General features: G+C 72.9%; 26 protein-coding genes and 1 tRNA gene. 10 read left to right on the forward strand and 17 right to left on the reverse strand.

What is annotated here, in order from left to right; genetic code table 11:
• Nucleotides 1-128: 128 nt before the first annotated feature.
• The 7 genes from ACIRYZ_RS01820 to ACIRYZ_RS01850 all read right to left on the reverse strand — a co-directional run bounded on the left by ACIRYZ_RS01820 (nt 129) and on the right by ACIRYZ_RS01850 (nt 4,118).
• Nucleotides 129-968 (reverse strand): SigB/SigF/SigG family RNA polymerase sigma factor, encoded by an 840-nt coding sequence (locus ACIRYZ_RS01820; RefSeq protein WP_402938516.1) that lies wholly within the window; start codon nt 966-968, stop codon nt 129-131.
• 277 nt (nt 969-1,245) lie between these two features.
• Nucleotides 1,246-1,539 (reverse strand): Dabb family protein, encoded by a 294-nt coding sequence (locus ACIRYZ_RS01825; RefSeq protein WP_380612966.1) that lies wholly within the window; start codon nt 1,537-1,539, stop codon nt 1,246-1,248.
• Between the two features lie 95 nt (nt 1,540-1,634).
• Nucleotides 1,635-1,799 (reverse strand): hypothetical protein, encoded by a 165-nt coding sequence (locus ACIRYZ_RS01830; RefSeq protein ID WP_387613602.1) that lies wholly within the window; start codon nt 1,797-1,799, stop codon nt 1,635-1,637.
• Between the two features lie 448 nt (nt 1,800-2,247).
• Nucleotides 2,248-2,334: transfer RNA gene (locus ACIRYZ_RS01835), tRNA-Ser, on the reverse strand.
• 88 nt (nt 2,335-2,422) lie between these two features.
• Nucleotides 2,423-2,950 carry a tRNA adenosine(34) deaminase TadA gene (tadA, locus tag ACIRYZ_RS01840; RefSeq protein ID WP_393023211.1) on the reverse strand — a complete coding sequence of 176 codons (528 nt, stop codon included), beginning with the start codon at nt 2,948-2,950 and terminating at the stop codon, nt 2,423-2,425.
• Between the two features lie 26 nt (nt 2,951-2,976).
• Nucleotides 2,977-3,534 carry a tRNA adenosine deaminase-associated protein gene (locus ACIRYZ_RS01845; protein WP_393023209.1) on the reverse strand — a complete coding sequence of 186 codons (558 nt, stop codon included), beginning with the start codon at nt 3,532-3,534 and terminating at the stop codon, nt 2,977-2,979.
• Between the two features lie 347 nt (nt 3,535-3,881).
• Nucleotides 3,882-4,118: a hypothetical protein gene (locus ACIRYZ_RS01850; RefSeq protein WP_402938201.1), complete on the reverse strand. Its 237-nt coding sequence runs from the start codon at nt 4,116-4,118 to the stop codon at nt 3,882-3,884.
• A gap of 163 nt (nt 4,119-4,281) precedes the next feature.
• On the opposite strand from ACIRYZ_RS01850, the gene upp reads away from it, so the two are divergent.
• On the forward strand, nt 4,282-4,917 hold the full coding sequence (gene upp / locus ACIRYZ_RS01855) for a uracil phosphoribosyltransferase (RefSeq protein WP_350506235.1): 636 nt from the start codon (nt 4,282-4,284) through the stop codon (nt 4,915-4,917).
• A 120-nt stretch (nt 4,918-5,037) separates the two neighbouring features.
• Here upp and ACIRYZ_RS01860 read toward each other — a convergent pair whose 3' ends face one another.
• From ACIRYZ_RS01860 to ACIRYZ_RS01875, 4 genes are all read right to left on the reverse strand, one after another.
• Nucleotides 5,038-5,733 (reverse strand): LytR C-terminal domain-containing protein, encoded by a 696-nt coding sequence (locus ACIRYZ_RS01860; RefSeq protein ID WP_402938519.1) that lies wholly within the window; start codon nt 5,731-5,733, stop codon nt 5,038-5,040.
• A gap of 310 nt (nt 5,734-6,043) precedes the next feature.
• Nucleotides 6,044-6,340, reverse strand: coding sequence for a type II toxin-antitoxin system VapB family antitoxin (locus ACIRYZ_RS01865; RefSeq protein ID WP_014136828.1), 297 nt, complete (start codon nt 6,338-6,340; stop codon nt 6,044-6,046).
• 215 nt (nt 6,341-6,555) lie between these two features.
• Nucleotides 6,556-7,722: a hypothetical protein gene (locus ACIRYZ_RS01870; RefSeq protein WP_402938204.1), complete on the reverse strand. Its 1,167-nt coding sequence runs from the start codon at nt 7,720-7,722 to the stop codon at nt 6,556-6,558.
• Nucleotides 7,723-7,807: 85 nt separating this feature from the next.
• Nucleotides 7,808-8,560 (reverse strand): rhomboid family intramembrane serine protease, encoded by a 753-nt coding sequence (locus tag ACIRYZ_RS01875; RefSeq protein ID WP_402938207.1) that lies wholly within the window; start codon nt 8,558-8,560, stop codon nt 7,808-7,810.
• Nucleotides 8,561-8,663: 103 nt separating this feature from the next.
• Between ACIRYZ_RS01875 and ACIRYZ_RS01880 the strand changes: the two genes are divergently transcribed.
• Together ACIRYZ_RS01880 and ACIRYZ_RS01885 are read left to right on the forward strand one after the other, a co-directional pair.
• Nucleotides 8,664-9,182, forward strand: coding sequence for a YbhB/YbcL family Raf kinase inhibitor-like protein (locus ACIRYZ_RS01880; protein ID WP_393023198.1), 519 nt, complete (start codon nt 8,664-8,666; stop codon nt 9,180-9,182).
• A gap of 6 nt (nt 9,183-9,188) precedes the next feature.
• Complete coding sequence (locus ACIRYZ_RS01885; RefSeq protein ID WP_402938211.1) at nt 9,189-10,055, forward strand: hypothetical protein; 867 nt, start codon at nt 9,189-9,191, stop codon at nt 10,053-10,055.
• Between the two features lie 27 nt (nt 10,056-10,082).
• Here ACIRYZ_RS01885 and ACIRYZ_RS01890 read toward each other — a convergent pair whose 3' ends face one another.
• Nucleotides 10,083-11,051, reverse strand: a complete 969-nt coding sequence (locus ACIRYZ_RS01890) for a helix-turn-helix transcriptional regulator (protein ID WP_402938214.1) — start codon at nt 11,049-11,051, stop codon at nt 10,083-10,085.
• A gap of 91 nt (nt 11,052-11,142) precedes the next feature.
• On the opposite strand from ACIRYZ_RS01890, the gene ACIRYZ_RS01895 reads away from it, so the two are divergent.
• Entirely contained in the window at nt 11,143-12,630 is a 1,488-nt protein-coding gene (locus ACIRYZ_RS01895) for an MFS transporter (RefSeq protein ID WP_402938522.1), read from the forward strand.
• Nucleotides 12,631-12,704: 74 nt separating this feature from the next.
• Here the strand turns inward: ACIRYZ_RS01895 and ACIRYZ_RS01900 are convergent, their stop codons facing one another.
• Together ACIRYZ_RS01900 and ACIRYZ_RS01905 are read right to left on the reverse strand one after the other, a co-directional pair.
• Nucleotides 12,705-12,995, reverse strand: coding sequence for a DUF2087 domain-containing protein (locus ACIRYZ_RS01900; protein ID WP_402938216.1), 291 nt, complete (start codon nt 12,993-12,995; stop codon nt 12,705-12,707).
• 68 nt (nt 12,996-13,063) lie between these two features.
• Nucleotides 13,064-13,705: an HhH-GPD-type base excision DNA repair protein gene (locus ACIRYZ_RS01905; protein WP_393023189.1), complete on the reverse strand. Its 642-nt coding sequence runs from the start codon at nt 13,703-13,705 to the stop codon at nt 13,064-13,066.
• Between the two features lie 263 nt (nt 13,706-13,968).
• Between ACIRYZ_RS01905 and ACIRYZ_RS01910 the strand changes: the two genes are divergently transcribed.
• Together ACIRYZ_RS01910 and ACIRYZ_RS01915 are read left to right on the forward strand one after the other, a co-directional pair.
• Complete coding sequence (locus ACIRYZ_RS01910) at nt 13,969-14,316, forward strand: DoxX family protein (protein WP_402938220.1); 348 nt, start codon at nt 13,969-13,971, stop codon at nt 14,314-14,316.
• 227 nt (nt 14,317-14,543) lie between these two features.
• Nucleotides 14,544-17,051, forward strand: a complete 2,508-nt coding sequence (locus ACIRYZ_RS01915; protein WP_402938222.1) for a germacradienol/geosmin synthase — start codon at nt 14,544-14,546, stop codon at nt 17,049-17,051.
• Nucleotides 17,052-17,402: 351 nt separating this feature from the next.
• Here ACIRYZ_RS01915 and ACIRYZ_RS01920 read toward each other — a convergent pair whose 3' ends face one another.
• Complete coding sequence (locus tag ACIRYZ_RS01920) at nt 17,403-18,134, reverse strand: ArsR/SmtB family transcription factor (RefSeq protein ID WP_402938524.1); 732 nt, start codon at nt 18,132-18,134, stop codon at nt 17,403-17,405.
• An 82-nt stretch (nt 18,135-18,216) separates the two neighbouring features.
• On the opposite strand from ACIRYZ_RS01920, the gene ACIRYZ_RS01925 reads away from it, so the two are divergent.
• The gene (locus ACIRYZ_RS01925) at nt 18,217-19,473 is read left to right on the forward strand and encodes a hypothetical protein (RefSeq protein WP_402938225.1); all 1,257 of its coding nucleotides are present in this window, start codon (nt 18,217-18,219) and stop codon (nt 19,471-19,473) included.
• Nucleotides 19,470-20,243: an isocitrate lyase/phosphoenolpyruvate mutase family protein gene (locus ACIRYZ_RS01930; RefSeq protein WP_402938228.1), complete on the forward strand. Its 774-nt coding sequence runs from the start codon at nt 19,470-19,472 to the stop codon at nt 20,241-20,243. Before ACIRYZ_RS01925 ends, ACIRYZ_RS01930 begins: the two co-directional genes overlap by 4 nt.
• 94 nt (nt 20,244-20,337) lie before the next feature.
• On the opposite strand, the gene ACIRYZ_RS01935 is transcribed toward ACIRYZ_RS01930, so the two are convergent.
• Entirely contained in the window at nt 20,338-21,123 is a 786-nt protein-coding gene (locus ACIRYZ_RS01935) for a TetR/AcrR family transcriptional regulator C-terminal domain-containing protein (RefSeq protein ID WP_402938230.1), read from the reverse strand.
• 187 nt (nt 21,124-21,310) lie between these two features.
• Here ACIRYZ_RS01935 and ACIRYZ_RS01940 point away from each other — a divergent pair, with 187 nt between their 5' ends.
• Nucleotides 21,311-22,825: an MFS transporter gene (locus ACIRYZ_RS01940; protein WP_402938232.1), complete on the forward strand. Its 1,515-nt coding sequence runs from the start codon at nt 21,311-21,313 to the stop codon at nt 22,823-22,825.
• 108 nt (nt 22,826-22,933) lie between these two features.
• Entirely contained in the window at nt 22,934-23,632 is a 699-nt protein-coding gene (locus tag ACIRYZ_RS01945) for a helix-turn-helix domain-containing protein (protein ID WP_402938235.1), read from the forward strand.
• A 16-nt stretch (nt 23,633-23,648) separates the two neighbouring features.
• On the opposite strand, the gene ACIRYZ_RS01950 is transcribed toward ACIRYZ_RS01945, so the two are convergent.
• Nucleotides 23,649-24,056, reverse strand: a complete 408-nt coding sequence (locus ACIRYZ_RS01950; protein ID WP_402938238.1) for a VOC family protein — start codon at nt 24,054-24,056, stop codon at nt 23,649-23,651.
• Between the last annotated feature and the right edge of the window lie 47 nt (nt 24,057-24,103).

The following is a 24,103-nucleotide window of genomic DNA, read 5'->3' on the forward strand; positions in this document are numbered from 1 at the left end:
ACTGACAGTTGAACGGGGGCCGTCGCACGGAGGTTCCCGGCGAGGGCCCAACCCCCTGCATACCGGAACACGATCCACGGCAAACCCGAACGTCGCAAGATGTCACGTCGGGGTAACGCGCTGCAATCTCACTCTTCCCAGGAGTTGCCGGTGCGAAGCCTGGTCAGGATCCGCGAGAGCAGCCGGGAGACGTGCATCTGGGACATCCCCAGCTCGGTGCTGATCTGCGACTGGGTGAGGTTGGCGAAGAACCGCAGCATCACGATCCGCCGCTCCCGCTCGGGGAGTTGGACCAGCAGGTGGCGGACCATGTCGCGGTGCTCGACCTCGGCGAGCGCGGAGTCCTCGTAGCCGAGCCGGTCCAGCAGGGCGAGCCCGCCCTCGTGCTCCTGCGCGGCCTCCAGGGACGCCGCGTTGTAGGCCCGTCCGGCGTCCAGGCAGGCCCGGACGTCCTCCTCGGGGATCCGCAGGCTGGCGGCGATCTCGGGCACCTTGGGGGTCCGCCCGTTCAGCACCGTCAGTTCCTCCATGGCGCTGCTGACCTGGACCCACAGCTCCTGGAGCCGGCGCGGGACGTGCATGGTGCGGACGTTGTCCCGGAAGTAGCGCTTGATCTCGCCGAGGATGGTCGGCAGCGCGTAGGTGGGGAACTGGACGCCGCGCTCCGGGTCGAAGCGGTCGATCGCGTTGATCAGGCCGATGGTGCCGACCTGGACGACGTCCTCCATCGGCTCGCTGCGGCTGCGGAAGCGGGTGGCCGCGTAGCGGACCAGCGGGATGTTCACCTCGATCAGGGCGGCCCGGACCCGCTCCCGTTCGGGGGCGTCCGGCGGCAGCTCGGCGAGCCGCTCGAACAGCACCCGGGTCAGCGTCCGTACGTCCACGGCCGGCCGGCCGCCGGCGCCGCGCAGCCCGTCCGGGCGGAGCTCGCCGGCCGGGCTGATGATCGCAGCCAGCACCTCGTCCACGGACACGTCACCCCTCCCAAAGTCGACAACGGCGGGCCCTGCGGATCGGGTGTCGCGGCTGGTTCACCACCTAGCCATGTCCGGCAAAACCGGTCATAGCATCACAAGGTGGGCGCAGTTCGGGCAAGCACCCGATGGAGGTGTGTTGGTGGGGCGCCCGGTCCCCACCGGTCCCGTCGCCGAATCGCCGCAAGGGTCGTCCCTGGACGGAGCAGAACGCCCCGCCCGGGGGCCGGGCGGGGCGGCGCGGGCCGTCCGGGGGACGGTCCGGTGGGGATCAGACCTCGATGTCGGCGATCACCCAGGTGGCGAACTCGCGCCACTGGCCCGCCGCGGCCTGGTGGGCCGGGTGGGTCAGGTAGGCCTGCAGGGACTCGCGGTCCTCGACCAGGCTGTTGATCGCGTAGTCGTACGCGATGTCCCGCTCGGTGGTGTTCCAGCCGCACTCCCACTCGCGGAGCTCGGGGATCAGCGAACCGAGCTCGGCGAACGCCTTGGCGCCGGCGAGCACGCGCTCTTCGTCCTTGGTGACGCCTTCGTTGAGCTTGAACAGGACCAGGTGCCGGATCACGATTGCCGCTCCTCGCGGACGGGGGTAGAGGGTCCCGCCCACCGTAGCCGGTGCGCCCGGGCCGGTCGCGGGCCGTCCGGGTGTCGAGCCGACCGCTACTTGATCAGGCCGGTCATGAAGGTGCCGACGGCCTTGGCCGCGTTCGAGATGCCCTCGAAGCCGAGCTGGACGAGTTCGGCGGAGCGGGCGGGTGAGGTGATGATCGAGTAGAGCACGAAGATGAGCAGGAGGATCATGCCGATCTTCTTCGCCTGCGCCATCGTGACCTTCCTCCCTGCGGTGGACCGCCGCCATTCGGGTGCCCGAGCGGCCCTGCAGGGCAGCTTATCCACCGGACGGGCTATCAAGTGTGCGACGCGTTCGTCCGACGGGACGAAGGTCCCCGTGACTGGGGCCTTTCTCCGGGTGCCCGGACGGGACCGGGGCGGCAGGATGGATGACGTACCGGGGATCTGGCAGGAATCCCCCGGTGCGTGGATCCGGAGCTCCCCGCTGTGGGACCGGGCGCCGCGACTTCCCCCGACGCGGCACCGGTTGTGGGACTCCGCCGGGGGAGCGGTCAGTCCCCCCGAGCCGCTCCCCCTCCAGGCTCCGTACGGGCCGGGCAACGGTGGTCGTCGGCCCGGAGTGCGGAGCCGTTTCCGCGTCCGAGGGTGCGTGGAAACGCCGAGGGCCCGTCCGGATCGGACGGGCCCTCGGGCTTTCCAGCGGTAGCGGTGGGATTCGAACCCACGGTGGAGTTGCCCCCACACACGCTTTCGAGGCGTGCTCCTTTGGCCGCTCGGACACGCTACCGAGGGGAACTCTACCGGACGGGTGGGGCGGTCACGAAATCCGTTGTCGGCGGGACCGCGGCCGAGGGCACAGCGGCGGGTGTCGAAGCTCAGCGGTGGGTGTCGAAGAAGGCGCGCAGCTGCTCGCCGCACTCCTCGGCGAGGACGCCCCAGATCACCTCGGGGCGGTGGTTGAGCCGGCGGTCGCGCATCACGTCGAAGAGCGAGCCGGCCGCGCCGGCCTTCTCGTCGAGGGCGCCGTAGACCACCCGGTCGATCCGGGACAGCACGATGGCGCCGGCGCACATCGTGCAGGGCTCCAGCGTGACGACCAGGGTGCAGCCGCTCAGCCGCCACTCCCCGATCTTCTCCGCCGCCTGCCGGATCGCGACCACCTCGGCGTGCGCGGTCGGGTCGCCGACCGCCTCGCGCTCGTTGTGGCCGCGCCCGAGCACCTCGCCGTCCGGGCCCAGGATGAGCGCCCCGACCGGGACGTCACCGGTGGCCGGCGCCAGGGCGGCCTCGGCGATGGCGAGGCGCATCGGCGCCGCCCAGCGGTCGCGGACCGGGTCGGGGCGGACGGGGGCGGGCAGCGGGGGGACGTACGGGACGGTCAGTGGGGTGGATGCGGGCTGCATGGCATCCAGTGTCGGGCATCCGCCCGCTACCGGACCGCCTCCAGGACCTCGCCGCAGCCCAGGGCCTCGGCGATCTCCTCCAGGGCGTCTCCGGGTACCGCGCCCTCGCCGCTGAGGGCGAGCAGCTCGTCGGCGGCGAGGCCGAACTCGGTGAGCAGGTGGGCGTCGCCGAGCGGGCCGACCGGGACGCCGCCGCGGGCGTCCGCGTCCTCGTCGTCCTGGTCCTCCGCCTCCTCGGCCTCGTCCAGCAGGTGGTCCAGGTCACCGAACTCGCTCTCGCCGGCCTGGTCGACCAGCTCGTCGGTGAGGACGGAGCCGTAGGAGCTGCGGGCGGCGGCGGCGCCGTCCGACACGAAGATCCGCGGGTCCTCCTCACCGTCCACCCGGACGATGGCGAACCAGGAGTCCTCCTGTTCGATGAAGATCAGGACGCTGTCGTCGTCCTGCGTGGAGTCGCGGGCCAGGTCGGCCAGATCGGCCAGGGTTTCGACGTCGTCGAGTTCCGTCTCGCTCACATCCCACCCGTCCTCGGTGCGAGCAAGCACTGCAGCGAAGTACGCCACCAGGGACACTCCCAAGATCATCGGTCTCGGCTGTCGGCGCGCTCGGGCAACGCGGAAATCTGGCCGCCCCCGCGCCAGAGGCGGTCCGCTTGTTCGGACCGTCCCATCGGAATCGTGACAGAAAGCCCGCCCTTGCGGGGGGTGTTCTGCAGCGCGTCTTTGCAGGTCGTGTCGGAAGGACCGGGTGGCGGACAGCGGAGCCGGGCCAGGAGTGTCCGAAGGCGGTCGAAATTTGGTCCGAACGTCCGTCGGAGTCGGGTCGGTCGAGTCGGCGGCCATCGCGGGCCCGGGTCGGACCCCGGTCGGACCCGGTTCCGCCCCTCGTCGGCTCGCCGACGGAACCGCGTCAGATCCGCGTCAGGAGCGCTTCAGATCCGGAATGTTCGCATTCGCATCGCTTCGCGCATCCGCCGTTCCCTGGTCCGCCGGGGCTGGACCCGTTCCCTCAGCTCGCGGGCCTCGGCGAGCTCACGCAGAAAGACGGCCCGCCGCTTGCGGCGTTCCGCCTCGGTCTCCGAGGGGTCGTGCGGCGGGCCGGCGCCAAGGGCCGCCCCGCCGACGGGCTCGTCCGCCGAGCCGTCCCCGGCTTTCGGGTTGCTCGTCATAAGACGTGACATTCCCAGAACGGGCGGGTTGATACCACAGGAGACGGTTCCGTCCGGACATCCGCGATGTGTCACGGCGTGTCACGGCCGTGTCACCCCGGCTGGTGGGCGGCTGTGGCACGGCGTGTCGTACAGGCGTCCAGGACCGGGCTAACCTCGATACATGCGTCTCCACGTCGTCGACCACCCCCTGGTCGCCCACAAGCTCTCCACCCTGCGCGACGAGCGCACCGACTCGCCGACCTTCCGTCGCCTGACCGACGAGCTGGTGACCCTCCTCGCCTACGAGGCCACCCGGGACGTCCGCACCGACGAGGTGGAGATCACCACGCCCGTGGCGGTCACGCTCGGCACCCGCCTCAGCTACCCCCGTCCGCTGGTCGTGCCGATCCTGCGGGCCGGCCTCGGCATGCTGGACGGGATGACCCGCCTGCTGCCGACCGCCGAGGTGGGCTTCCTCGGCATGGTGCGCAACGAGGAGACCCTGGAGGCCTCCACGTACGCCACCCGGATGCCGGACGACCTCTCGGGCCGCCAGGTCTACGTGCTCGACCCGATGCTGGCCACCGGCGGCACCCTGGTCGCCGCGATCAAGATGCTGATCGAGCGCGGCGCCACCGACGTCACCGCCGTGGTGCTGCTGGCCGCGCCGGAGGGCGTCGAGGTGATGCGCCGCGAGCTGGCCGACCTGCCGGTCACCGTGGTCACCGCGGCCCTGGACGAGCGGCTGAACGAGAACGGCTACATCGTCCCCGGCCTGGGCGACGCGGGCGACCGGCTGTACGGCACCGCGGGCTGAGTCCCCGCTCACGTACGGCCTGCTACGACCGGCCCGCCGCGTACGGGCCCCCTTCAGGCACGACTCCGAACGACCGAGAGCCCCCGGCACTGCCGGGGGCTCCTGCATGTCCGTCGGGCCTCAGCAGCTGCCGGTGGCGCTCGGGGTGGGGGAGGGCTTGGTGGCCAGGGCGAGGGCGGCGGCCGCCTGGGTCTCGTCCAGCAGGGCGTTGTAGCTGTCGCCGATCACGAAGTCCACGCTGGCGTCGGTGCGGGCGTCGGCGGTGACGGTGGCCCCGGCGATCTGCGAGCCGACCAGGGTGCCGCCCCCGGCGCCGGCCGGGCCGGCGATCACCTGGGCGGTCCCGGGCACCTTCTTGTCCAGTTCGGCCGGCGCGTTGCCGACCTTGCCGATGGTGAAGCCGCGCTTCTTGAGCTCGTCGGCGGTCCGCCCGGCCAGGCCGGCCTTGGTGGTGGCGTTGTAGACGTTCACCGTGACGGCCGAGGCCTGCGGGATGACGTGCGGGTCGCCGCCGGGGGCGCCGGGTGCGGCGGCGGTGGCGCCGGAGGCCGCGGGGGTGCCCGGCGTGGCGCCCGGCGTCGGGGCGGCCAGCGGCTTGCCGGACGACGTCGCGCAGGCCTGCGCGGAGGCGTTCTTGGTCTTGCCGATGAAGATGTCGTAGAGCTGCACGCCGCCGAGCGCGATCAGGGCCAGCGCCAGCAGGCCGGCGAGCGCGGCGATCACCTTGCGGCTCTTCCTCGGGGGCCGGCCCAGCCGTGGGTAGGCGTTGCCGGTGATGCGGTACTGCTTCCCCTTGAGGCCTTGGGGAGTCAACATGCTCACGGTTTGTCTCCCCCTCGTGCCAGGGCGGGGTCGGGATGACGACGGGTGGGCCGGGTAGGGGCGCCCCCCACGTGCGGGCGGATCCCCTGGTCGCGGCCGTAGTCAGCAGAGTAGTGCCGTACGGCTGAGAAGGTACTAAACGATCATCATGTGGAGTACGCCGGTACCCGAAAGGAGGTACCCGGGTACGCGCGGACCGCCCGCCGCCGGATGGCGAGGAGCGGTCCGTGAAGCCTGCGTGGATGCCCCGGGCCGCCGGCCCGGGGTCGGAGTCCTGGGGTCGGTGCCCTGCGGTGGGGCGCCGTCAGTCCATTTCGAGGACGCGGGCGTGGAGCACCTGGCGCTGCTGCAGCGCGGCCCGTACGGCCCGGTGCAGCCCGTCCTCCAGGTAGAGGTCGCCGCGCCACTTCACCACGTGGGCGAAGAGGTCCCCGTAGAAGGTCGAGTCCTCGGCCAGCAGGGTTTCCAGGTCGAGTTGGCCCTTGGTGGTCACCAGCTGGTCGAGCCGCACCGGACGTGGGGCGACGTCAGCCCACTGGCGGGTGCTCGTCCGGCCGTGATCCGGGTACGGCCGTCCGTTGCCGATGCGCTTGAAGATCACACGGAAAGCCTACCGTTTGGGCGGCGGATGGCGCAGCAGCCGCGACGTCGCCACGCGCGCGGGTGTGAACTGCGGATGGACGAATGTGGCTGTTTGATAGGAAATGTCGCGAACATCGGCCCCGGTTCCGATCGGGTTCCGGTCCTGAATGCGAAGCGTTCCGATCCCGTGTCCCGATCCCGTGTCCCGATCCCGCGTTCGAGCGGCGGTGAGCCTCAGCCGGCGAGCGCGGCGCCGATCCGGTCGAGCGAGGACAGCCGCATCAGGCCGTAGTTGTAGAACTCGACCTCGGGGACGCCGAGTCCACGCAGGGTGGCGATCTTGGCGGCGAGGTTCTCCGGGCCGTCGCAGTCCGAGGCCATCGGGCGCAGGATCACCGCCATCCGCTGCGGGCGGACGCCGTGCAGGGCGAAGGCGGCGAGCTTCTCCCGGACGGCCTCCGGGGTCCTGGCGTAGCCGAGGGTCTCGATCTGGTCGGTGGCCCCGGCGAGGGCGGGCAGGTCGATGCCGGACAGCCAGCCCTTGCCGGGGCCACCGCCGTCCATGAAGCTCAGCCGCATGCCGTGCCGGCGGGCCTGCTCGGTGAGGTCGGCGGCGAGCGCGGTGACGGTGGCGGCGGAGGCGTCCACGTAGGCGGCGAAGGCGCCGTCGGCGAGGGCGCTCAGGTCGGTGGGCTCGGCGGCGGCCTCCTGGTCGGCCAGCCGGTGGCGCAGTTCGCTCCGTACCGCCTCGGCGACCTGCTCGGCGGGGACACCGGCACGGGTGGCGGCGGCGCGGCAGTGCGGGCAGAAGCAGACGCCGAGCAGGGCCTCGGCGGTCGGCCCCAGCTCCTCGAAGTAGCGCTCGTGGTGGTAGCCGTGGCGCAGGCCGTGGAAGTGCAGGGACTCGGCGCGGATCGCGTCCACTCCGTAGCGGGCGAGTTCGTCGACCAGGGTCAGCGCGTACTCGTGGACCTCCGGGTTCGCCGGGCAGAGCTCGGTGAGGTGGCGGTCGCCGAAGGCGTTGGCCGGGGCGCAGTCGGGGTGGGCGAAGCCGAGCCGGTCGTTGTGGCAGAAGACCGTCCAGGCGTGCAGTTTCAGGCCGCGCCGGCCGGTCTCGGCGGCGGCCTCGGCGAAGGGGTCGCGGTCGCCGATCGCGGTGGACGGGACGGGCGTCAGGCGCCGGCCCTGCCAGCGGGCCGGGTCGGGACGGAAGTAGGCCGCGCCCGGCTCCAGGTAGCGGATCACCCGCCGGGGGTTGTGCGGGAAGACGTCGCGGGCCTCGTGGTAGACCGAGGCCAGGGTGACGCCGCCGACTCCGGCGCGGTCGGTGAGGTTGCCGAAGAAGGTGTCGGCGCCCTCGTCGAGCAGGTCGGTGGCGAAGGCGAGGACGGACGACTCCACGGTGCGGCTCCGGAGCTGGGGGCAGGGGCGTCGTTCACGCTAGCCGCAGGGGTGGGAATGGTCTATACCTGACTTCCCGGGCGGCCTACAGGCCCAGGTCGTCGAGTTCCTTGAGCAGAGCGGCGTTGGGGCTGTTCGGGTCGGTGCCGGTCGACTTGGCCTTGCCCTGGGTCTTGCCCCCGGCCGGGGCCGAGGCCTGGGCCTTGGCCTGGGGCTCGCGGGCTCGGCGCGGGGCGCGGTTGCGGAAGATCCACGCGCCGGCCAGGCCGCCGATCAGACCGCCCAGGTGGGCCGACCAGCTGATGCCCGGGGCGACGCCGGGCAGGGCGCTGGTCACCATGTAGGCGTAGGAGGCGCCGAGCACCACGCCGATCAGGGTGTCGATCAGGTTGCGGTCGATGATCCCGCGCAGCACCACGTAGCCGAAGTAGCCGAACACCACGCCGCTGGCGCCGGCGCCGATCCGGTTCGGGCTGTCGAAGACCCAGGAGGTCAGCTCGCTGGTCAGGGCGACCAGCAGGGTCAGGCCGAGGAACTTCCTGACCCCTCGGTAGGCCGCCAGGAAGCCGAAGACGAACAGCGGGCCGGAGTTGGCCTCCAGATGCGCCCAGTTCCAGTGCAGGAACGGCGCGGTGACGACGTTCGGCAGTCGGCTCACATCCTGCGGGATGACGCCGAAGCGCTTGCCGAGGTCGTAGTCGTCCATCCAGTTCACCAGCTGGATCAGCCAGATCGCGGCCAGTACCCCGACCATGGTGAACAGCGCCCGGCGGGCGTCGGCGATCATCTGGACGGGGTCGATCGTGGTTGCCGTGCTGCTGCGGTGCTCCGAGGCCATGACCTCGACTGTAGGGGCGACGGGAACGGACGTGCACCCCATTACAGTGATCGGTGGCGGCCGGTTCACGGCCGTCACCGGCCCGTTGAGAGGTGACAAACCCATGAGTGTTCGTCCGCCGCTGCCGTACGAGTTCCTGCCGCAGGTGCCGTCCTTCCCGCTGAGCAGCCAGGACTTCACCGAAGGAGCCACGCTGGGACGGGAGTTCATCTACTCCGGCGGCAACCTCTCGCCGCAGCTGGCCTGGTCGGGCCTGCCGGAGGCCACCAAGAGCATCGCCGTCACCTGCTACGACCCGGACGCGCCGACCGGCTCCGGCTGGTGGCACTGGCTCGCCCTCAACCTGCCCGCCGACACCGTCGAACTGCCGCGCGGCGCCGGTTCGTCGGACGGGAGCCTGCCGGGCGCGGCCTCCTTCCACGGCCGCACCGACTTCCCGGGCAACAAGTACGACGGCGCCGCCCCGCCGCCCGGCGCCCCGCACCGGTACGTGTTCGCGGTGCACGCGCTGGACGTGGAGAAGCTGGACGTCACCGCCGACACCCCGGCGGCCCAGGTCGGCTTCAACCTGACCTTCCACACCCTGGGGCGGGCGCTGCTGACCGGCGAGTACGGGGTCTGAGGACCGGTGTCGACGTCCGATCGTCCGGTCGAGGTCTGGCGGCTGCCCGAGGAGGACTGGCGGGCGGGCCGCCGGGCCGCGACGTGGACGGTCGGGCCGGGCGGGGAGCTGCTGGTCCTGCTGACGGCCGGAGCGGAACCGGAACCGCCGTACGACGCCTGTCTGGTGACCGTCGCGCGGGGTGGTGAGCGGCGGCTCGATCTGCCGCAGGTCCCGCTCCGCCACCCGACGTACCTCGGCCTGCTGCCGGGCGGTCGGCCGCTGGTGGTGGACGGTCGGGCGGAGGAGCTGGCGGACGGCTGGGAGCTCAACGGCCTGGTGTTCGCACCGGACGGCCGGCCGACCCGGCGGTTGCAGCTCGGCGACGACGTCCAGGCACTGGTGACGGACCGTGAAGGCCGGATCTGGCTGGCCTTCGGCGACGAGGGTTGCTACGGGGACAATCCGCTCGCCCGGCGCGGCCTGCTGGGTCTGGACGGCGCCGGGCGGACCGTCTGGGTTCCGGACTTCGAGGACCTGCCCGAGGAGCCGATGGAGGGCCTCGCCGCCGCCACCGAGGGGCGGCGGGTCTGGCTGGCCTGGTACGGGGAGCGCACCTTCCTCACCGCCGCCGACCCGGGGGGTGGGCCGCCCCTCAGCATGCGGCTGCCGGCCCGGCAGCCGGTGGGCTTCGCGATCGCCGACGACCGGGCCGTCTTCCTGCAGCCCGACGGCGAGTTGGTCCGGTGCGTACGGGAGAGCCGCAAGGGCTGGCGGGAGGTCCGCCGGGAGCGGCTGGACCTGCCGGGGGAGTTGGAACGGCAGCACGCCCACGGCCGGGACGGCGTGCTCTGGTTCCGCTGCGGCAACGGCTGGTACCGGGTCCGGGCCTGAGTCACCGGCATCGGCCCCGAGGTCCGTCTAACCCGGCTGGTTCGCCGCGTGGTCGGCCAGGTCCGCGAGCCTGCGCAGGTGCTCGCGCAGCTCCGGCGGCTCGTGCACCTCGAAGGGGCAGTCCAGCATCAGCAGCCCCGCCGCCAGCCACCTCAGGGAGTCCGCCCGGGAGCGCAGGCGGCAGCTGTGGTCGTCGATCGGATCGATCTCGTAGTCCCCGGTCCACGGCATCCAGCCGTCGACCTCGGCGGCGGGCCGGTGGACGGTGGCCACCATGGTGTGCGTCGGAGACTGGCCGCGCAGCCTGCTCGCCACGAACGCGCCGGCGTCCTCGGCGGGGAGCGGGCGCGGGGTGAAGCGGGCGCCGGTGGCGAAGGGCTCGCTCAGCCGGTCGATCCGGAAGAGCCGCCAGTCCTCGCGGTCCAGGTCGTAGCCGATCAGGTACCAGCGGCGGCCGGTCGAGACGAGGCGCTCGGGTTCGACGTTGCGCCGGGTCTCGGCGCCGTCGCGGGCCCGGTAGGAGAAGCGCAGCCGCTCCTTGGCGGTGACGGCGCGGGCGAGCATGGTGAGGTCCTCCGGATCGACGGTCGGGCCGTCCCCGGTGAGCAGCGGCACGGTGGCGCTGTTGAGCGTGCCCACCCGGTGCCGCAGCCGGGCGGGCAGCACCTGGAGCAGCTTGCCGAGGGCCCGTACCGAGGCCTCCTCGATGCCGACCACCGCGTGTCCGGCCGCCGCCCGGAGCCCGACCGCGATGGCCACCGCCTCGTCGTCGTCCAGCAGCAGCGGCGGCATCGCGGTGCCCGCGACCAGCCGGTAGCCGCCGACCGCGCCCATGGTGGCCCGCACCGGGTAGCCGAGGTCGCGCAGCCGGTCGATGTCGCGCCGGATGGTGCGGGGGCTGACGCCGAGCCGCTCGGCGAGTTCGCTGCCGGGCCACTCGCGCGGGGTCTGCAGCAGGGACAGCAGGTTCAGCAGCCGGGCCGGGGTGTCGGTCATGCCGTCCAGGATGCCGGACGAACTGGGACAGGTCCTGACCTACATGACCCCTACCTTGGTGGACGTGCAGCAGAAGAGCGAGGAGTGCGGAATGACCACGGCGGGAGCCGACCGGCGGAGGTGGATCGCGCTGGCGATCGTGATGGTCGCCTCCTTCATGGACCTGGTGGACGTGACCATCGTCAACATCGCCATCCCGAGCATCCAGCAGGACACCGGCGCCTCCTTCAGCGCCATCCAGTGGGTCACCGGCGGCTACGCGCTGGCCTTCGCGATCGGGCTGATCACCGGCGGCCGACTGGGCGACATCCACGGCCGCAAGCGGCTGTTCCTGATCGGGATCGGCGGCTTCACCGTGGCCTCCGCGCTGTGCGGGCTGGCCTCCGGCCCGGAGATGCTGGTCGCGATGCGGCTGCTGCAGGGCGGCACGGCGGCGCTGATGGTGCCGCAGGTGCTGTCGATCATCCACGCGACCTTCCCGGCGGAGGAGCGCGGCAAGGTGTTCGGCATGTTCGGCGCGGTGGTCGGGCTGGGCGCGGTCTCCGGTCCGATGATCGGCGCGCTGCTCACCGAGTGGGACCCGCTGGGCCTGGCCTGGCGGCCGATCTTCCTGATCAACCTGCCGGTCGGCATCGCCGGGCTGCTGCTCGGCCGACGCTACATCGACGAGTCCAGGGCCGAGCACGCGCTGAAGCTGGACCTGGTCGGCGTGGCGCTGGCCAGCCTCGGCCTGCTGATGCTGGTCTACCCGCTGACCCACGGCCGGGAGGCCGGCTGGCCGCTCTGGGGCTATCTGTCGATGGCCGGGAGCCTGCCGGTGTTCGCGCTGTTCGTGGTGTACGAGAAGGCCAAGACCCGGCGGGACGGCTCGCCGCTGGTGGAGCTGTCGCTGTTCCGGGTGAAGAGCTTCGCGGCCGGGATCTGCGTGCAGCTGGCCTTCGGGGTGGCGCTCGGCATCTTCTTCCTGGTCTGGACGCTCTACATGCAGGTCGGGCTGGGCTGGAGCCCGCTCAAGGCCGGCGCGACCGGCATCCCGTTCTCGCTCGCGGTCTCCACGGCGGCCGGGCTCTCGGTGCAGAAGCTGGTGCCGCGGTTCGGGCGGAAGGTGCTCCAGGCGGGCGCGCTGGTGATGGCGGCGGGCGTGCTCACCTACATCTGGGAGGCGGACCGGTACGGGACGTCGATCGCGCCCTGGCAGATGGCGCTGCCGCTGGTGGTGATGGGCCTCGGGATGGGGCTGATCGTCGCCCCGATCACCGACGCGGTGCTGTCCGAGGTGCCGCACCGGCACGCCGGGTCGGCCTCCGGGCTGATCAACACCGTGCAGCAGGTGGGGAACGCGCTCGGGCTCGGGCTGGTGTCGGTGGCCTTCTTCGGGGCGATGGACGACGTGGTCGCGCCGGACGCGGTCGGGACGGCCTTCGGCGGGGCGTTCACCAACGCGCTGTGGTGGGTCGCTGGGGTGCTGCTGGCGGTGTTCCTGCTGATGTTCGCGCTGCCGCGGAAGCGGGCGGCGGGGGGTGTCGCCGCTGCGGGGGACGCGGCGGAGGAGCAGGAGCAGCAGTCGGCGCTGATCTGACGCCCGGATGCGCCGAGGGCCTCGGTCGCGCGTGTGCGGCCGGGGCCCTCGGCGCATCCGGGACTGCACGCCGACTACGGGTGCCCGGCTGCCCGGACCCCCTGGTAGCTGCTGCCGTCCTTGGGGCGGGCCAGGTGGCCGGCCTCGACCAGGTCGCGGCGCAGGGCGGGGGCGTCGTCGTGCACGGTGCGCAGGGCGTCGTTGACCTCGGCCTCGGTGTAGCTGCGGCCCGGCTCGAACAGGGTCTCGGCGAGACGGGCCAGCAGTTGCTCCCGGCGGGCCGCCTTGCGGGGGAGGCCGGTCAGGCGCCCGTCAGGGGTGAAGAACGCGGACACACTGTGGCGTGCGGGGGTGGATGCGGTCATGCCGGAAGCGTCGCCCGGTGGAGCGGGGCGGGGCAATCGGTTTTCGGTGCCGTCGTCCTCCGGTCGGCTCAGCGGGTGCCGGGCACGGCCGCGGCGGTCGTCCGGGAGGTGGTGCGGGGCTTGGCGGCGGCCTTCGCCTCCTTCGCGGCGCGCTTCATCTCCTGCTTGAACTCCCGTACCAGGGTGAGGGAATCGGGGCCGGTGATGTCGGCGACCGAGCGGTGCGAGCCCTCCTCGCCGTACGCGCCGGCCGCCTCGCGCCAGCCCTCCGGCCGCACCCCGTACTGCTTGCCGAGCAGGGCCAGGAAGATCTGCGACTTCTGTTTGCCGAAGCCGGGGAGGGCGTTGAGGCGGCTGAGCAGCTCCTTGCCGGTGCGGGCGTCCTTCCACAGCGCGGCGGCGTTGCCGTCGTACTGCGCGACGAGGAACTGACAGAGCTGCTGCACCCGTTTGGCCATCGCGGCCGGGTAGCGGTGGACGGCCGGTTTCGCGGAGAGGAGGGCGACGAACTCCTCCGGGCTGTAGGTGGCGATCTCGTGGGCGTCGAGGTCATCCCGGCCGAGGCGCTGGGCGATGGTCAGCGGGCCGGTGAACGCCCATTCCATCGGCACCTGTTGGTCCAGCAGCATGCCGACGAGCGCGGCGAGCGCACTCCGTCCGAGCAGTTCGTCGGCCTCGGGCTGCTGGGCGAGCCGGACGGTGACGTTCATGGGGTTTGCCCTCCTCGGAGTTGACGTCGGGTCGGCGCCCAGTCTGGTGGACGCGGCGTGGGCGGACGCCGTCAACACGCCCGTAGCCGGGGAAGTCTTGGTGTCCCGGCCTTGCCAGGCCTGCATTGTTCGTTGGCGGAACGGTTGTTGGGGGCCGTTCGGAGGGGACGCGGAAAAATTTTTGTCCGCGCCGGTCACATCCGCGACGCGCGCCGGGTCAGTGCTGTGTCCGACCGACCAGTCACCGAATGGGGAGCACACCAATGTCCGTCGCCCACACCATCGTCACCATCCTCGGCGCCCTCATGGTCGGCTTCTCGGCGTACTCGGTCTTCGCCGAGGCCGAGTACGTCGTGGGACCCCTCGCCGAGTACGGCGTCCCGCGTGCCTGGTGGACCTGGCTCGGGGCCGCCAAGGCCGCCGGCGCCCTCGGCCTCCTGGTCGGCCTCGCCGTCCCGGCCCTCGGCTACGCCGCCGCCGTCGGCATCATCCTCTACTTCCTCGGCGCCGTCGTCACCGTCGCCCGCGCCCGCGCCTACGCCCACATCCCCTTCCCCCTCATCTACATGGCACCCGCCGCCGCCTCCCTGATCCTGGGGCTCGCGGCCTGACGGGGGCCATCGGCTCAGGGGCGGACCGCCGAGCGGTCCGCCCCTGAGCCGATGTCTCCGTGGGGAGTTGGGTGCGCGCTCGGCCGGGCGGGTGTTGCGGTGGGGTGGGTGTGGGGGTGAACGAGAAGGTGGGTCATTTCATATGACTGTTCCTGTTGTGCCGGTGCGGTGACCTGACGGCGGGTCATTCTTGGTCCAAACGACGCGTCCAGAAAGGCTCGCCCGCCGTGACCCAGCCGTTCGAACTGCCGTCCTTCTACGTGCCGCACCCGGCGCGCCTCAACCCCCATCTGGACGAGGCACGGGCCCACTCCACCGACTGGGCCCGGGAGATGGGAATGCTGGAGGGATCGGGCATCTGGGACCAGGCCGACCTGGAGGCCCACGACTACGGGCTGCTCTGCTCCTACACCCACCCCGACACCTCCGCCGAGGCGCTGTCGCTGGTCACCGACTGGTACGTCTGGGTCTTCTTCTTCGACGACCACTTCCTCGACATGTACAAGCGCACCAACGACCGCGAGGGCGGCAAGGCGCACCTCGACCGGCTGCCGCTGTTCATGCCGGCCGACCCGACCACCCCGACACCCGAGCCGGAGAACCCGGTCGAGGCGGGCCTGGCCGACCTGTGGCGGCGCACCGTGCCGGCGATGGGCGAGGACTGGCGGATCCGCTTCGCCGAGAGCACCCGCAATCTGCTCAACGAGTCGCTGTGGGAGCTCTCCAACATCAACGCCGGCCGGGTGGCCAACCCGGTCGAGTACATCGAGATGCGCCGCAAGGTCGGCGGCGCTCCGTGGTCCGCGCAGCTGGTCGAGTACGCGGCCGACGCCGAGGTACCGAAGGAGGTTTCGGGCTCGCGCGCGCTGCGGGTGCTGATGGACGCCTTCTCCGACGGCGTGCACCTGCGCAACGACATCTTCTCGTACCAGCGCGAGGTCGAGGACGAGGGCGAGCTGAGCAACGGCATCCTGGTGCTGGAGCGCTTCCTGGAGTGTTCCACCCAGGAGGCCGCCGAGGCGGTCAACGACCTGCTCACCTCGCGGCTCCAGCAGTTCGAGAACACCGTGTTCACCGAACTGCCGGTGCTGTTCGCGGAGACCGGGCTCGACGCCGAGGGCCGCGCCCGGGTGATGGCGTACGTCAAGGGCCTGCAGGACTGGCAGGCCGGCGGGCACGAGTGGCACATGCGCTCCAGTCGCTACATGAACGGCGGAGGTGTGAACGGCGGTGGCGCGGCGGCGGGTTCGGCCGACGACGCGACGCCCGGAACGGGCGGCGGGCTGCCCGGGCTGCCGGGTTCCGGCAACTGGTGGGACCGGTACGCGATCGGCGGCATCGGAACCTCGGCGCTGGACGTCCTGCGCAAGGGAGTTGAGAAGGCGGCGGCCCCCGCCGCCCTCCCCGCCCCCGCTGCCGAGCGGCGGGCGCGCTCGCACGGCCACGTGCCGTTCCAGCCCGTCGGCCCGTCCAGACTGCCCGAGTTCAAGCTGCCGTTCAGCCTGTCGCTGAGCCCGCACCTGGACGGCGCCCGGGAGCGGGTGATCGAGTGGGCCGAGCGGGTCGGAATGCTGGCCGGGCACCCCGACGTCCCCGGCTCCGGAATCTGGGACGCCGAGTCGATGCGCGACTACGACCTCCCGCTCTGCGCGGCCGGCATCCACCCGGACGCCACCGCCGACCAGCTCGACGTCTCCTCGGCCTGGTTGGCCTGGGGCACCTGGGCGGACGACTACTACCCGAAGGTCTTCGGGCGCACCCGTGACCTGGCCGGCGCCAAGGCCGCCAACGCCCGGCTGTCGCTGTTCATGCCGCTGGACGGTGGCCCTGTGCCCGAGCCGGTCAACGCGCTGGAGCGCGGCCTCGCCGACATCTGGGAGCGGACCGCCGGTCCGATGACCGTCGAGGCCCGGGGCAGGTTCCGGGAGTCGGTCGAGGTGATGACGGACAGCTGGATCTGGGAGCTCAGCAACCAGATCCAGAACCGGGTCCCGGACCCGGTCGACTACCTGGAGATGCGCCGCACCACCTTCGGCTCCGAGCTCACCACGGGCCTCAGCCGGCTGTCGCACGGCAAGCCCGTGCCGGAGGAGGTGTACCGACACGGCTCGATGCGCGCGCTGGAGAACTCCGCCATGGACTACGCGTGCATGATCAACGACGTCTTCTCGTACCAGAAGGAGATCGAGTACGAGGGCGAGCTGCACAACATCGTGCTGGTGGTGCAGAACTTCTTCAACTGCGACTATCCGTCGGCGGTCAGGATCGTCGACGACCTGATGCACTCCCGGCTGGAGCAGTTCCAGCACGTCGCACAGCAGGAACTCCCGGTGCTGTACGAGGACTTCGGGCTGGACGCGGCCGCCAGGGAGCTGCTCGACGGGTACGTCACGGAGCTGGAGAACTGGATCGCGGGCGTGCTGAAGTGGCACCAGGACTGCCGCCGGTACCGCACCGAGGACCTGGAGCGGCACTTCGGCGCCGAGCGGGACCTCGCGGAGGCGGTCCGGGCGCGGGCGGCGGCGCCCGAGGCGGCCGAGGCGTCGGCGGCCGGGGCCGGTGCGGCGGCCCCGAGGGTTCCGACGGCTCCCGTCCCACCGGTGCCCGTACCCGCTGCCGCGCCGGACCCGGGGCCGAGCGCCGCCGCCGTGACCGGCGCGGTGCCGCTCGGACCGACCGGCCTCGGCACGGCCTCGCTGCGCCCGCCGCTGAGCGGGGCCGTCCCGGCGAACTGAGGCGGCACACCCGAGGCGCACCCGAGGCGCACCCGCGCGTGCAAGCCCGCGCGGGTGCGCCTCGTCGTGGCTGGGCTGGCGAGTCGGGGGCCGCGCGCGCCTTCCGGCGCGCGCCCGCATCGTCACGGACCAGGGCTGAGAGATGGCCTGATCGACCTCGGCCGGACCGTGGGCGAGCAGCCCAGGACCGTGGACGTCTGACGGGGGAGCGGGAGGACCTCGTCGAGACCCTGGGCAACCACCGCGACCTGCCCGACCTGGGCCTCGCAAACCCGCTGCCGCCGGCGCCCTGGTTCGAGCCGGGAGCGAGAGGGTTCAGGCTGCCTCGGGGTTTCAGAGCGCCTCGCGGGCTCAGGACATCTCGACCCCGAGCAGTTCGCGCAACGCCCGGCCGCCGTCCGGGGTGACCCGCACGGCCCGGCCGGAGCCGATCCGCTCCACCCAGGCGCGGTCCAGGGCGGTGCGACAGAGTGCCGCGCCCAGCGCCCCGCCGAGGTGGTTGCGGCGCTCCGTCCAGTCCAGGCAGCCGCGCACCACCGGGCGCCCGCCGGGGCGGCCTGCGCGCGGCGGCAGTTCGATCGCCTGCGCGGCCAGCCAGGCGCGGCCGCGCTCGGTGACGGCGAGGCCTGCGTCGTCGCTGACCAGGCCGCGGTCGAGGAGCGCGTCGGCGACGGCCACGCCGAGGCGGCCGGCCAGGTGGTCGTAGCAGGTCCGGGCGCGGGCCTCGGCGCTCTGCCGGGTGGCCTCGCGGAGGGTGTGGGGTGCCCGGTCCGGCAGCTCGGCGGCCTCGGCGAAGACCGTCTCGGCGAAGACGGTGACGTCCTCGATCAGGGTGGCGACGGCCGGGGTGGCCAGTCGGACGTACCGGTGCCGCCCCTGCCGTTCCTCGGCCAGCAGCCCGCTCGCGATCAACCGGGACAGGTGCTCGCTGGCGGTGGACGGCGCGACCCCTGCGGTCCGGGCCAGTTCACCGGCCGTCCAGGCGCGGCCGTCGAGCAGCGCGGAGCAGAACTCGGCGCGGGTGGGGTCGGCGAGCAGGGCGGCGAGGGCGGCGAGCGAGGAGCCCCGGTGGGCCGGCGGCATGCGTCCATGGTCGGGCATACCGCCATGGTCGCGCAGGCACAGTTCGGCCGGGACCGAAACGAGCCGGGGCCACGATGGCCGCATGAGTGATCCCACGGTGATCCGAATCGAGTTCTCCCGGTACGAGGACGTGACCGCGGCCCTGGCCGACCCGGCGCTGGTCCCGCCGCCCGCGACGCCCGGGCCGTACGGCACGGTGGCCTGGCTGCGGGCCGCCGTCGCCCGGTTCAGCGCGGGCGGGCCGCACGCCCGGCGGCGGGCGCTGGTGCTGGCCGACCTGGAACGGCTGGACCCGGCCGCGCTGCGGGTCGCGGCGGCGGGCGGCTACGGGACGGACGTCCGGCTGCGGGTGGTCCGGGTGCTGGCGGCGGCGCTCGGGCTGGCCGAGCCGGAGGCCGTCGCGCGGGACGTGGAAGCGGTGTCCCGGGCGTACTTCGAACCGGCGCCGGACGACCCGGAGGCGGACGCGGCGGTCGCCCGGTTGCTGCCCGCGATGGGGGACGCCGACGAGGAGACGGCGGCCAACCGGATCGGCCTGCTCGTCCAGGCCTGTGACGCCACGGCCACCCTGGTCGAGCACGCCCGGCGGCACCCCGACGGCCTGGCCGGCGCCCTGCGGGAGGACTCGCCCGTACGGGAGATGCGCCGCTTCGCCGCCCGGGCGACCGAGGTCGGCGGGGTCGCCGTCCCCGCCGGGGCGCACGTCCTGCTGGACGTCGCGGCCGCCCAGTGGCCGGATCGCGAGCCGCTGGCCTTCGGCGCCGAGCCCCGGCTCTGCCCGGGCCGCTCGCACGCGCTGGTCATCGCCGAGGGCATCCTGTACGGCTCCTCGGATCCGGCGGACGACTCGGTGCCGCCCTCCCAGGACGTCGATCAGGCCGAACTCGCCGCCCTGATCCCGCAGATGATGGAACACGTCCTCGGTCTCGCCGCCACCTGGACGACCTGGGACGGGCGCCCGATCGTGAACGCCGACAGGCGAACCTACACCCCGCACAAGGTGGTTCGTCGGGTCGCCGACCATCTCCTGGACCACCTGGCCGAGTTGGAGGCACGACTGGTCGGCGAGCCGGCCGAGCCCGACCACTGGCACGCCTCCGACGTCACCACCCCGGCCGACCTCGCGCCGTTCACCGTCGCCGACCTGGACGAGGCCCGCAGCCGGCTCACCCGGCTCGGTCGGATCTGGTCCCAGCGGGTCGCCGCGCTGCCGGAGAAGCACCTGGACGACTCGCCGGGGGCGGGCTGGAGCTTCCGTCAGATCGTCTGCCACCTCGCCGGGGCGTCCGGCTACTACGCGGACTCCGTCGGCGAGTTGAACCCGGAGGTGACCCGATGACCCCGTTCGCCGCGCTGCACCACCGCCCCGGCCGCCCGCTGCTGCTCCCGAACGCCTGGGACCACGCCTCGGCCGTCGCCCTCGCCGCCGAGGGCTACCCGGCGATCGGCACCACCAGCCTGGGCGTGGCGGCCGCCGCCGGCCTGCCAGACGGTGCCGCCGCCACCCGCGCGGAGACCGTACGGCTGGCCCGTCGGCTCGGCCGCGACGACTTCCTGCTCAGCGTCGACGTGGAGTCCGGCTTCAGTGACGACCCGGAGGAAGTCGCGGTGCTGGCCGTGGAGTTGGCGCAGGCCGGGGTGGCCGGCATCAACCTGGAGGACGGCCGGGCGGACGGCACGCTGGCACCGGCCGCCGTCCACGCGGCGAAGGTCGCGGCGGTGAAGGCGGCCGCGCCGGAGCTGTTCGTGAACGCCCGCACCGACACCTACTGGTGCGGGCAGCACGACCCCGAGCCGGAGGCCGTCCGGCGGCTGGAGGTCTACCAGCGGGCGGGCGCGGACGGCGTGTTCGTCCCCGGGGTGACCGAACCGGCGGTGATCGCCCGACTGGTCGGCCGGGTCGCCGTCCCGCTCAACATCCTGCTGACGCCGACCGGCCCGGGCCTCGCCGAACTGGCCGAGCTCGGAGTGGCCCGGGTCAGCCTGGGCTCGCTGCTCTATCGGGCGGCGCTGGCGGCGGCGGTGGCCACGGCGGCGGCTGTCGCCTCGGGCGGTCCGGTCGGACCGGTGCCGGGGTACGCCGAGGTGCAGGCACTCAGCGGGAGTTGAGCGCTGCTCGGCGGTGGTCGGCGGAGATCGGCACTGGTCGGCGGTCGACGGCCCAGGCGTTCGCGGTGCGCCGCCCGGGCCGTGGTGGCGGGGCTCAGCCCTTGCCCTGTGCGGCCCGGGCCGCCTCGATGCCGTCCAGGATCACCCCGACGCCGCGGATGAAGCTGTTGTCCCGGCTGCCCTCGTTGACCTCCTGTTGCACCTGGGTGGTGTACAGCCGGTGCAGTCGCGGATGGCTCTTGGTGGCCTCCAGGACGGCGGGCAGCAGCTGCTCCATCCACACCCGCTCGTCCTGGCCGCTCCTGGTCAGCGCGCTCAGCCAGGCGGCCTCCACGCAGGCGGTCCCGATGGTGTATCCCATGACCGCGCTCATCGCGTCGTTGCCCTCGACGAGTTCGAAGCCGGCCGCTTCCATCAGGGCCAGGAGGGCCTCGGAGACCCGCAGCCAGTTGGGGCCGAGGTAGACCATCCCGACGTCGCCGATCACCGAGACCATCCACGGGTGGCGCAGGATGGCCGCGCGCACGCTGTCGGCGCAGTCGACGACGGTCGCGCGCCAGACCTTGGGGTCCTCGGCGCCCTCGGCCGGCGGCAGCGGGAGCTCGCCGAAGACCTGGTCGACGACCAGGGCGAGCAGCTCGTCCTTGTTGGCGACGTGGGTGTAGAGGGAGGTGGCGCCGGCGGCGAGGCGGGCGCCGAGCTTGCGCATGCTCAGCGCCTCGATGCCGTCGGAGTCCAGCAGTGCGAGCGCCTCGGTGACGATCAGCTCGCGGCTGAGGGCGGGCTGGTCCCGCCGCCGCGGCGGGCGGTTCCACGGCGACTGGAAGCCGGTCGGGTCCGGTCGACCGTCCGACGATGTGTCCTCTGACCTGGCCGCCATCGGCCCTCCTCGCTCTCGGTCCGGGTTCTTCCGATTCAGCATAAGCCGCGCCGCACGCTGTACGGCGTTGCGAACACTGTGCGGCAGTCGTACGGTGTTCGGAGTGGCGCACACCGTACGGCCGGGGTGGGCGGACGGTGCGCCCTCGACGACACTTTCGCGCGGCCGAAACCGAAGGGGGATCACGGTGGAACGTCACCCGCGTCGCTGGCTCATCCTGGTCGTGCTCTGTCTCAGCAGCCTGGTGCTGGTGATCGACAACATGGTGCTCACGGTGTCCGTCCCGCCGATCGCGGAGGACCTCAAGGCCGGGGCGCAGGACATCCAGTGGATCATCGACTCCTACATCCTGGTCTTCGCCGGGCTGCTGCTGACCTCGGGCAGCCTCTCCGACCGCTTCGGACGGCGAAAAGTGATGATCACCGGCCTGGCACTGTTCGGCGCCGCCTCCCTGGTCGCGGCGGTCGCCACCAGCCCCGGCCAGCTGATCACCGGGCGCGTCCTGATGGGTGTCGGCGGCGCACTGATCATGCCCAGCACGCTGTCCATCCTGATCACCGTCTTCGACAACGAGGAGCGGCCCAAGGCGATCGCCGCCTGGAGCGCGGTGGCCATGGTCGGCCTGATCGGCGGCCCGGTGCTGGGCGGCGCGCTGATCGCGCACTTCTGGTGGGGCGCGGTCTTCCTGGTCAACGTGCCGGTGGCGGCGATGGCGATCGTCGCGGCGGTCGTGCTGATGCCCGAGTCCAAGGGGCCGTGGCGCCGACCCGACCTGCCCGGGATGCTGCTCTCGATGGTCGGCATGACGGCCCTGGTCTGGTCGATCATCGTGCTGCCCCGGAACGGCTTCACCGACGCCGGCACCCTCGGCGCGCTGGCCGTCGCGGTGGCCGCGCTGATCGGCTTCGGCGTCCGGCAGGTTCGCACCGACTCGCCGATGGTCCCGCTCAAGCTGTTCCGCAACCGGGTCTTCACCGGCGCCAGTTTCTCGCTGGTCCTGCTGACCTTCGCCACCGGCGGCCTGATGCTGGTGCTCACCCAGTACCTGCAGTTCGTGCTGGAGTTCTCGCCCACCGACGCCGGCCTGTCCTTCATGCCGCTGGCCATCGCCTCGCTCGCCTTCAACGCGATCGGCGCCGTGCTCGGCAAGAAGCTCCAGCCGCGCGTACTGACCTCGGTCGGCATGGTGATCATCGCGGGCGGCTTCGCCCTGCTGGCCACGCTCTCGGTCGGCGACGGCTTCACCAAGGTCGCCCTGGCCATGCTGGTGCTGGGCGTCGGCGCCGGCCTCGGCATGCCGGCCGCCGCCAACGCGCTGATGGGCGCGATCCCCGGCGAGCACGCCGGAGTCGGCTCCGCGCTCAACGACACCATCCAGCAGTCCGGCGCCGCGCTCGGCGTGGCCGTCCTCGGCACCGTGCTCTCCAGCACCTACACCGGCTCGATGCCGGCCGGTGCCCCCGCCCCTGCTCGGCACGCTGTCACCGACGCGCTCGCCCTCTCGGCCTCCACCGGCGACGGGGCCCTGGCGAACGCCGCCCGCGAGGCCTTCAACACCGCGACCTCGACCACCTTCACGGCCGGCGGCGTCGCCGTCCTGACGGCGGCGGTGCTCACCCTGGTCCTGATGCGCGACCGCGGCACGGGCGGCCAGGAGGCCGTGGCGGAGTCCACCGAGCCCGCCGTCGAGCCGGTGGGCTGAGCCCCGCCGGCCGTACCCCACCGGCCCCGGCTGCCCCGCGCGGCCGGGGCCGTCGGCTCACCCGGCCCGTCGGCCCCGTCGGCCCGTCCGGGGCGTAGCCTTCGAAGCGTGTTCACCGACTACGCGGAGCGCGCGTCCCGGCTGCCCGGAGCGGTGTTGTGGACGAAGGGCGCCGACCGTACGGGCGACGGCGCGGGCGGGCTGGTGCTGCCGGACGGTTGCATGGACCTGCTGTGGACGGAGGGTCGGCTGCTGGTCGCCGGCCCCGACACCCGGGCGTTCCGGCCCGGACCCGGGCCGCGGGGCCCGTGGGCGGGCGTCCGGTTCCGGCCCGGGGCCGCTCCGGCGCTGCTCGGGGTGCCGGCCTGTGCGCTGCGCGACCAACGGGTCGACCTGGCCGATCTGCGCCCCGGCGGCGAGGTGCGGCGGCTGACCGGGCGGATCGACGCGGCGCCCGACCCGGCCGCTGCGCTGGAGCGACTCGCGCTGCGCCTGGCCGCCGAGGCGCAGCCGGAGGACCCGTTGGTACGGGCGGTGGCCGGAGCGCTCGCGGCCGGGCGCACCGTCGCGGCGACGGCCGAGGCGGTCGGGCTCGGCGCCCGCCAGCTGCACCGCCGCTCGCTGGCCGCCTTCGGCTACGGCCCCAAGACCCTCGCCCGGATCCTGCGCCTGCAGCGCGCCCTCGGGCTGGCCCGCTCCGGCGTCCCGCTCGCCGAGACGGCGGCCCGGACCGGCTACGCGGACCAGGCGCATCTGGCCCGCGAGGTGCGGGAGTTGGCGGGACAGCCGGTGACGGCACTGCTGTAGTACCGGCGCGGTGGAGCTACTGCGCCAGCGGCGCGAGCAGGTCGACCCCGTTGCCGTCCGGGTCGCGCACCGTCGCGTACCGCTGGCCCCAGAAGGCGTTCCAGGGCTTGAGCTCGCCGTGGTACCCGGCGCAGGTCAGCTCCTCGTACACCGCGTCCACGTGCGCCGGGCTCTGGCAGCGGAACGCCAGCGCGGCCCGGCCGTTGCCGGTCGGCGGCCGCCAGCCGGGGTGGAAGGAACGGATGGTGGACTCGGCGTCGAGCACCAGGAGCAACCCGCCGGGCAGCTCGGCCTCGACGTGCGGTGCCTGCTCGGAGCCCTCCGGGAAGGCGATGCCGAGCCGCCGGTAGAAGGCGACCGAGGCGGCCATGTCGGAGACGGCGAGGCCGAAGAAGGCGAGCTGCGGTGCGGGTGTGCTGTTCATGGTCGCCACGCTAGGCGGGGTACGGGCGGGGGGTCTTGAAGGAATCG

Source organism: Kitasatospora sp. NPDC101155, from assembly GCF_044768305.1.
Classification (GTDB): domain Bacteria; phylum Actinomycetota; class Actinomycetes; order Streptomycetales; family Streptomycetaceae; genus Kitasatospora.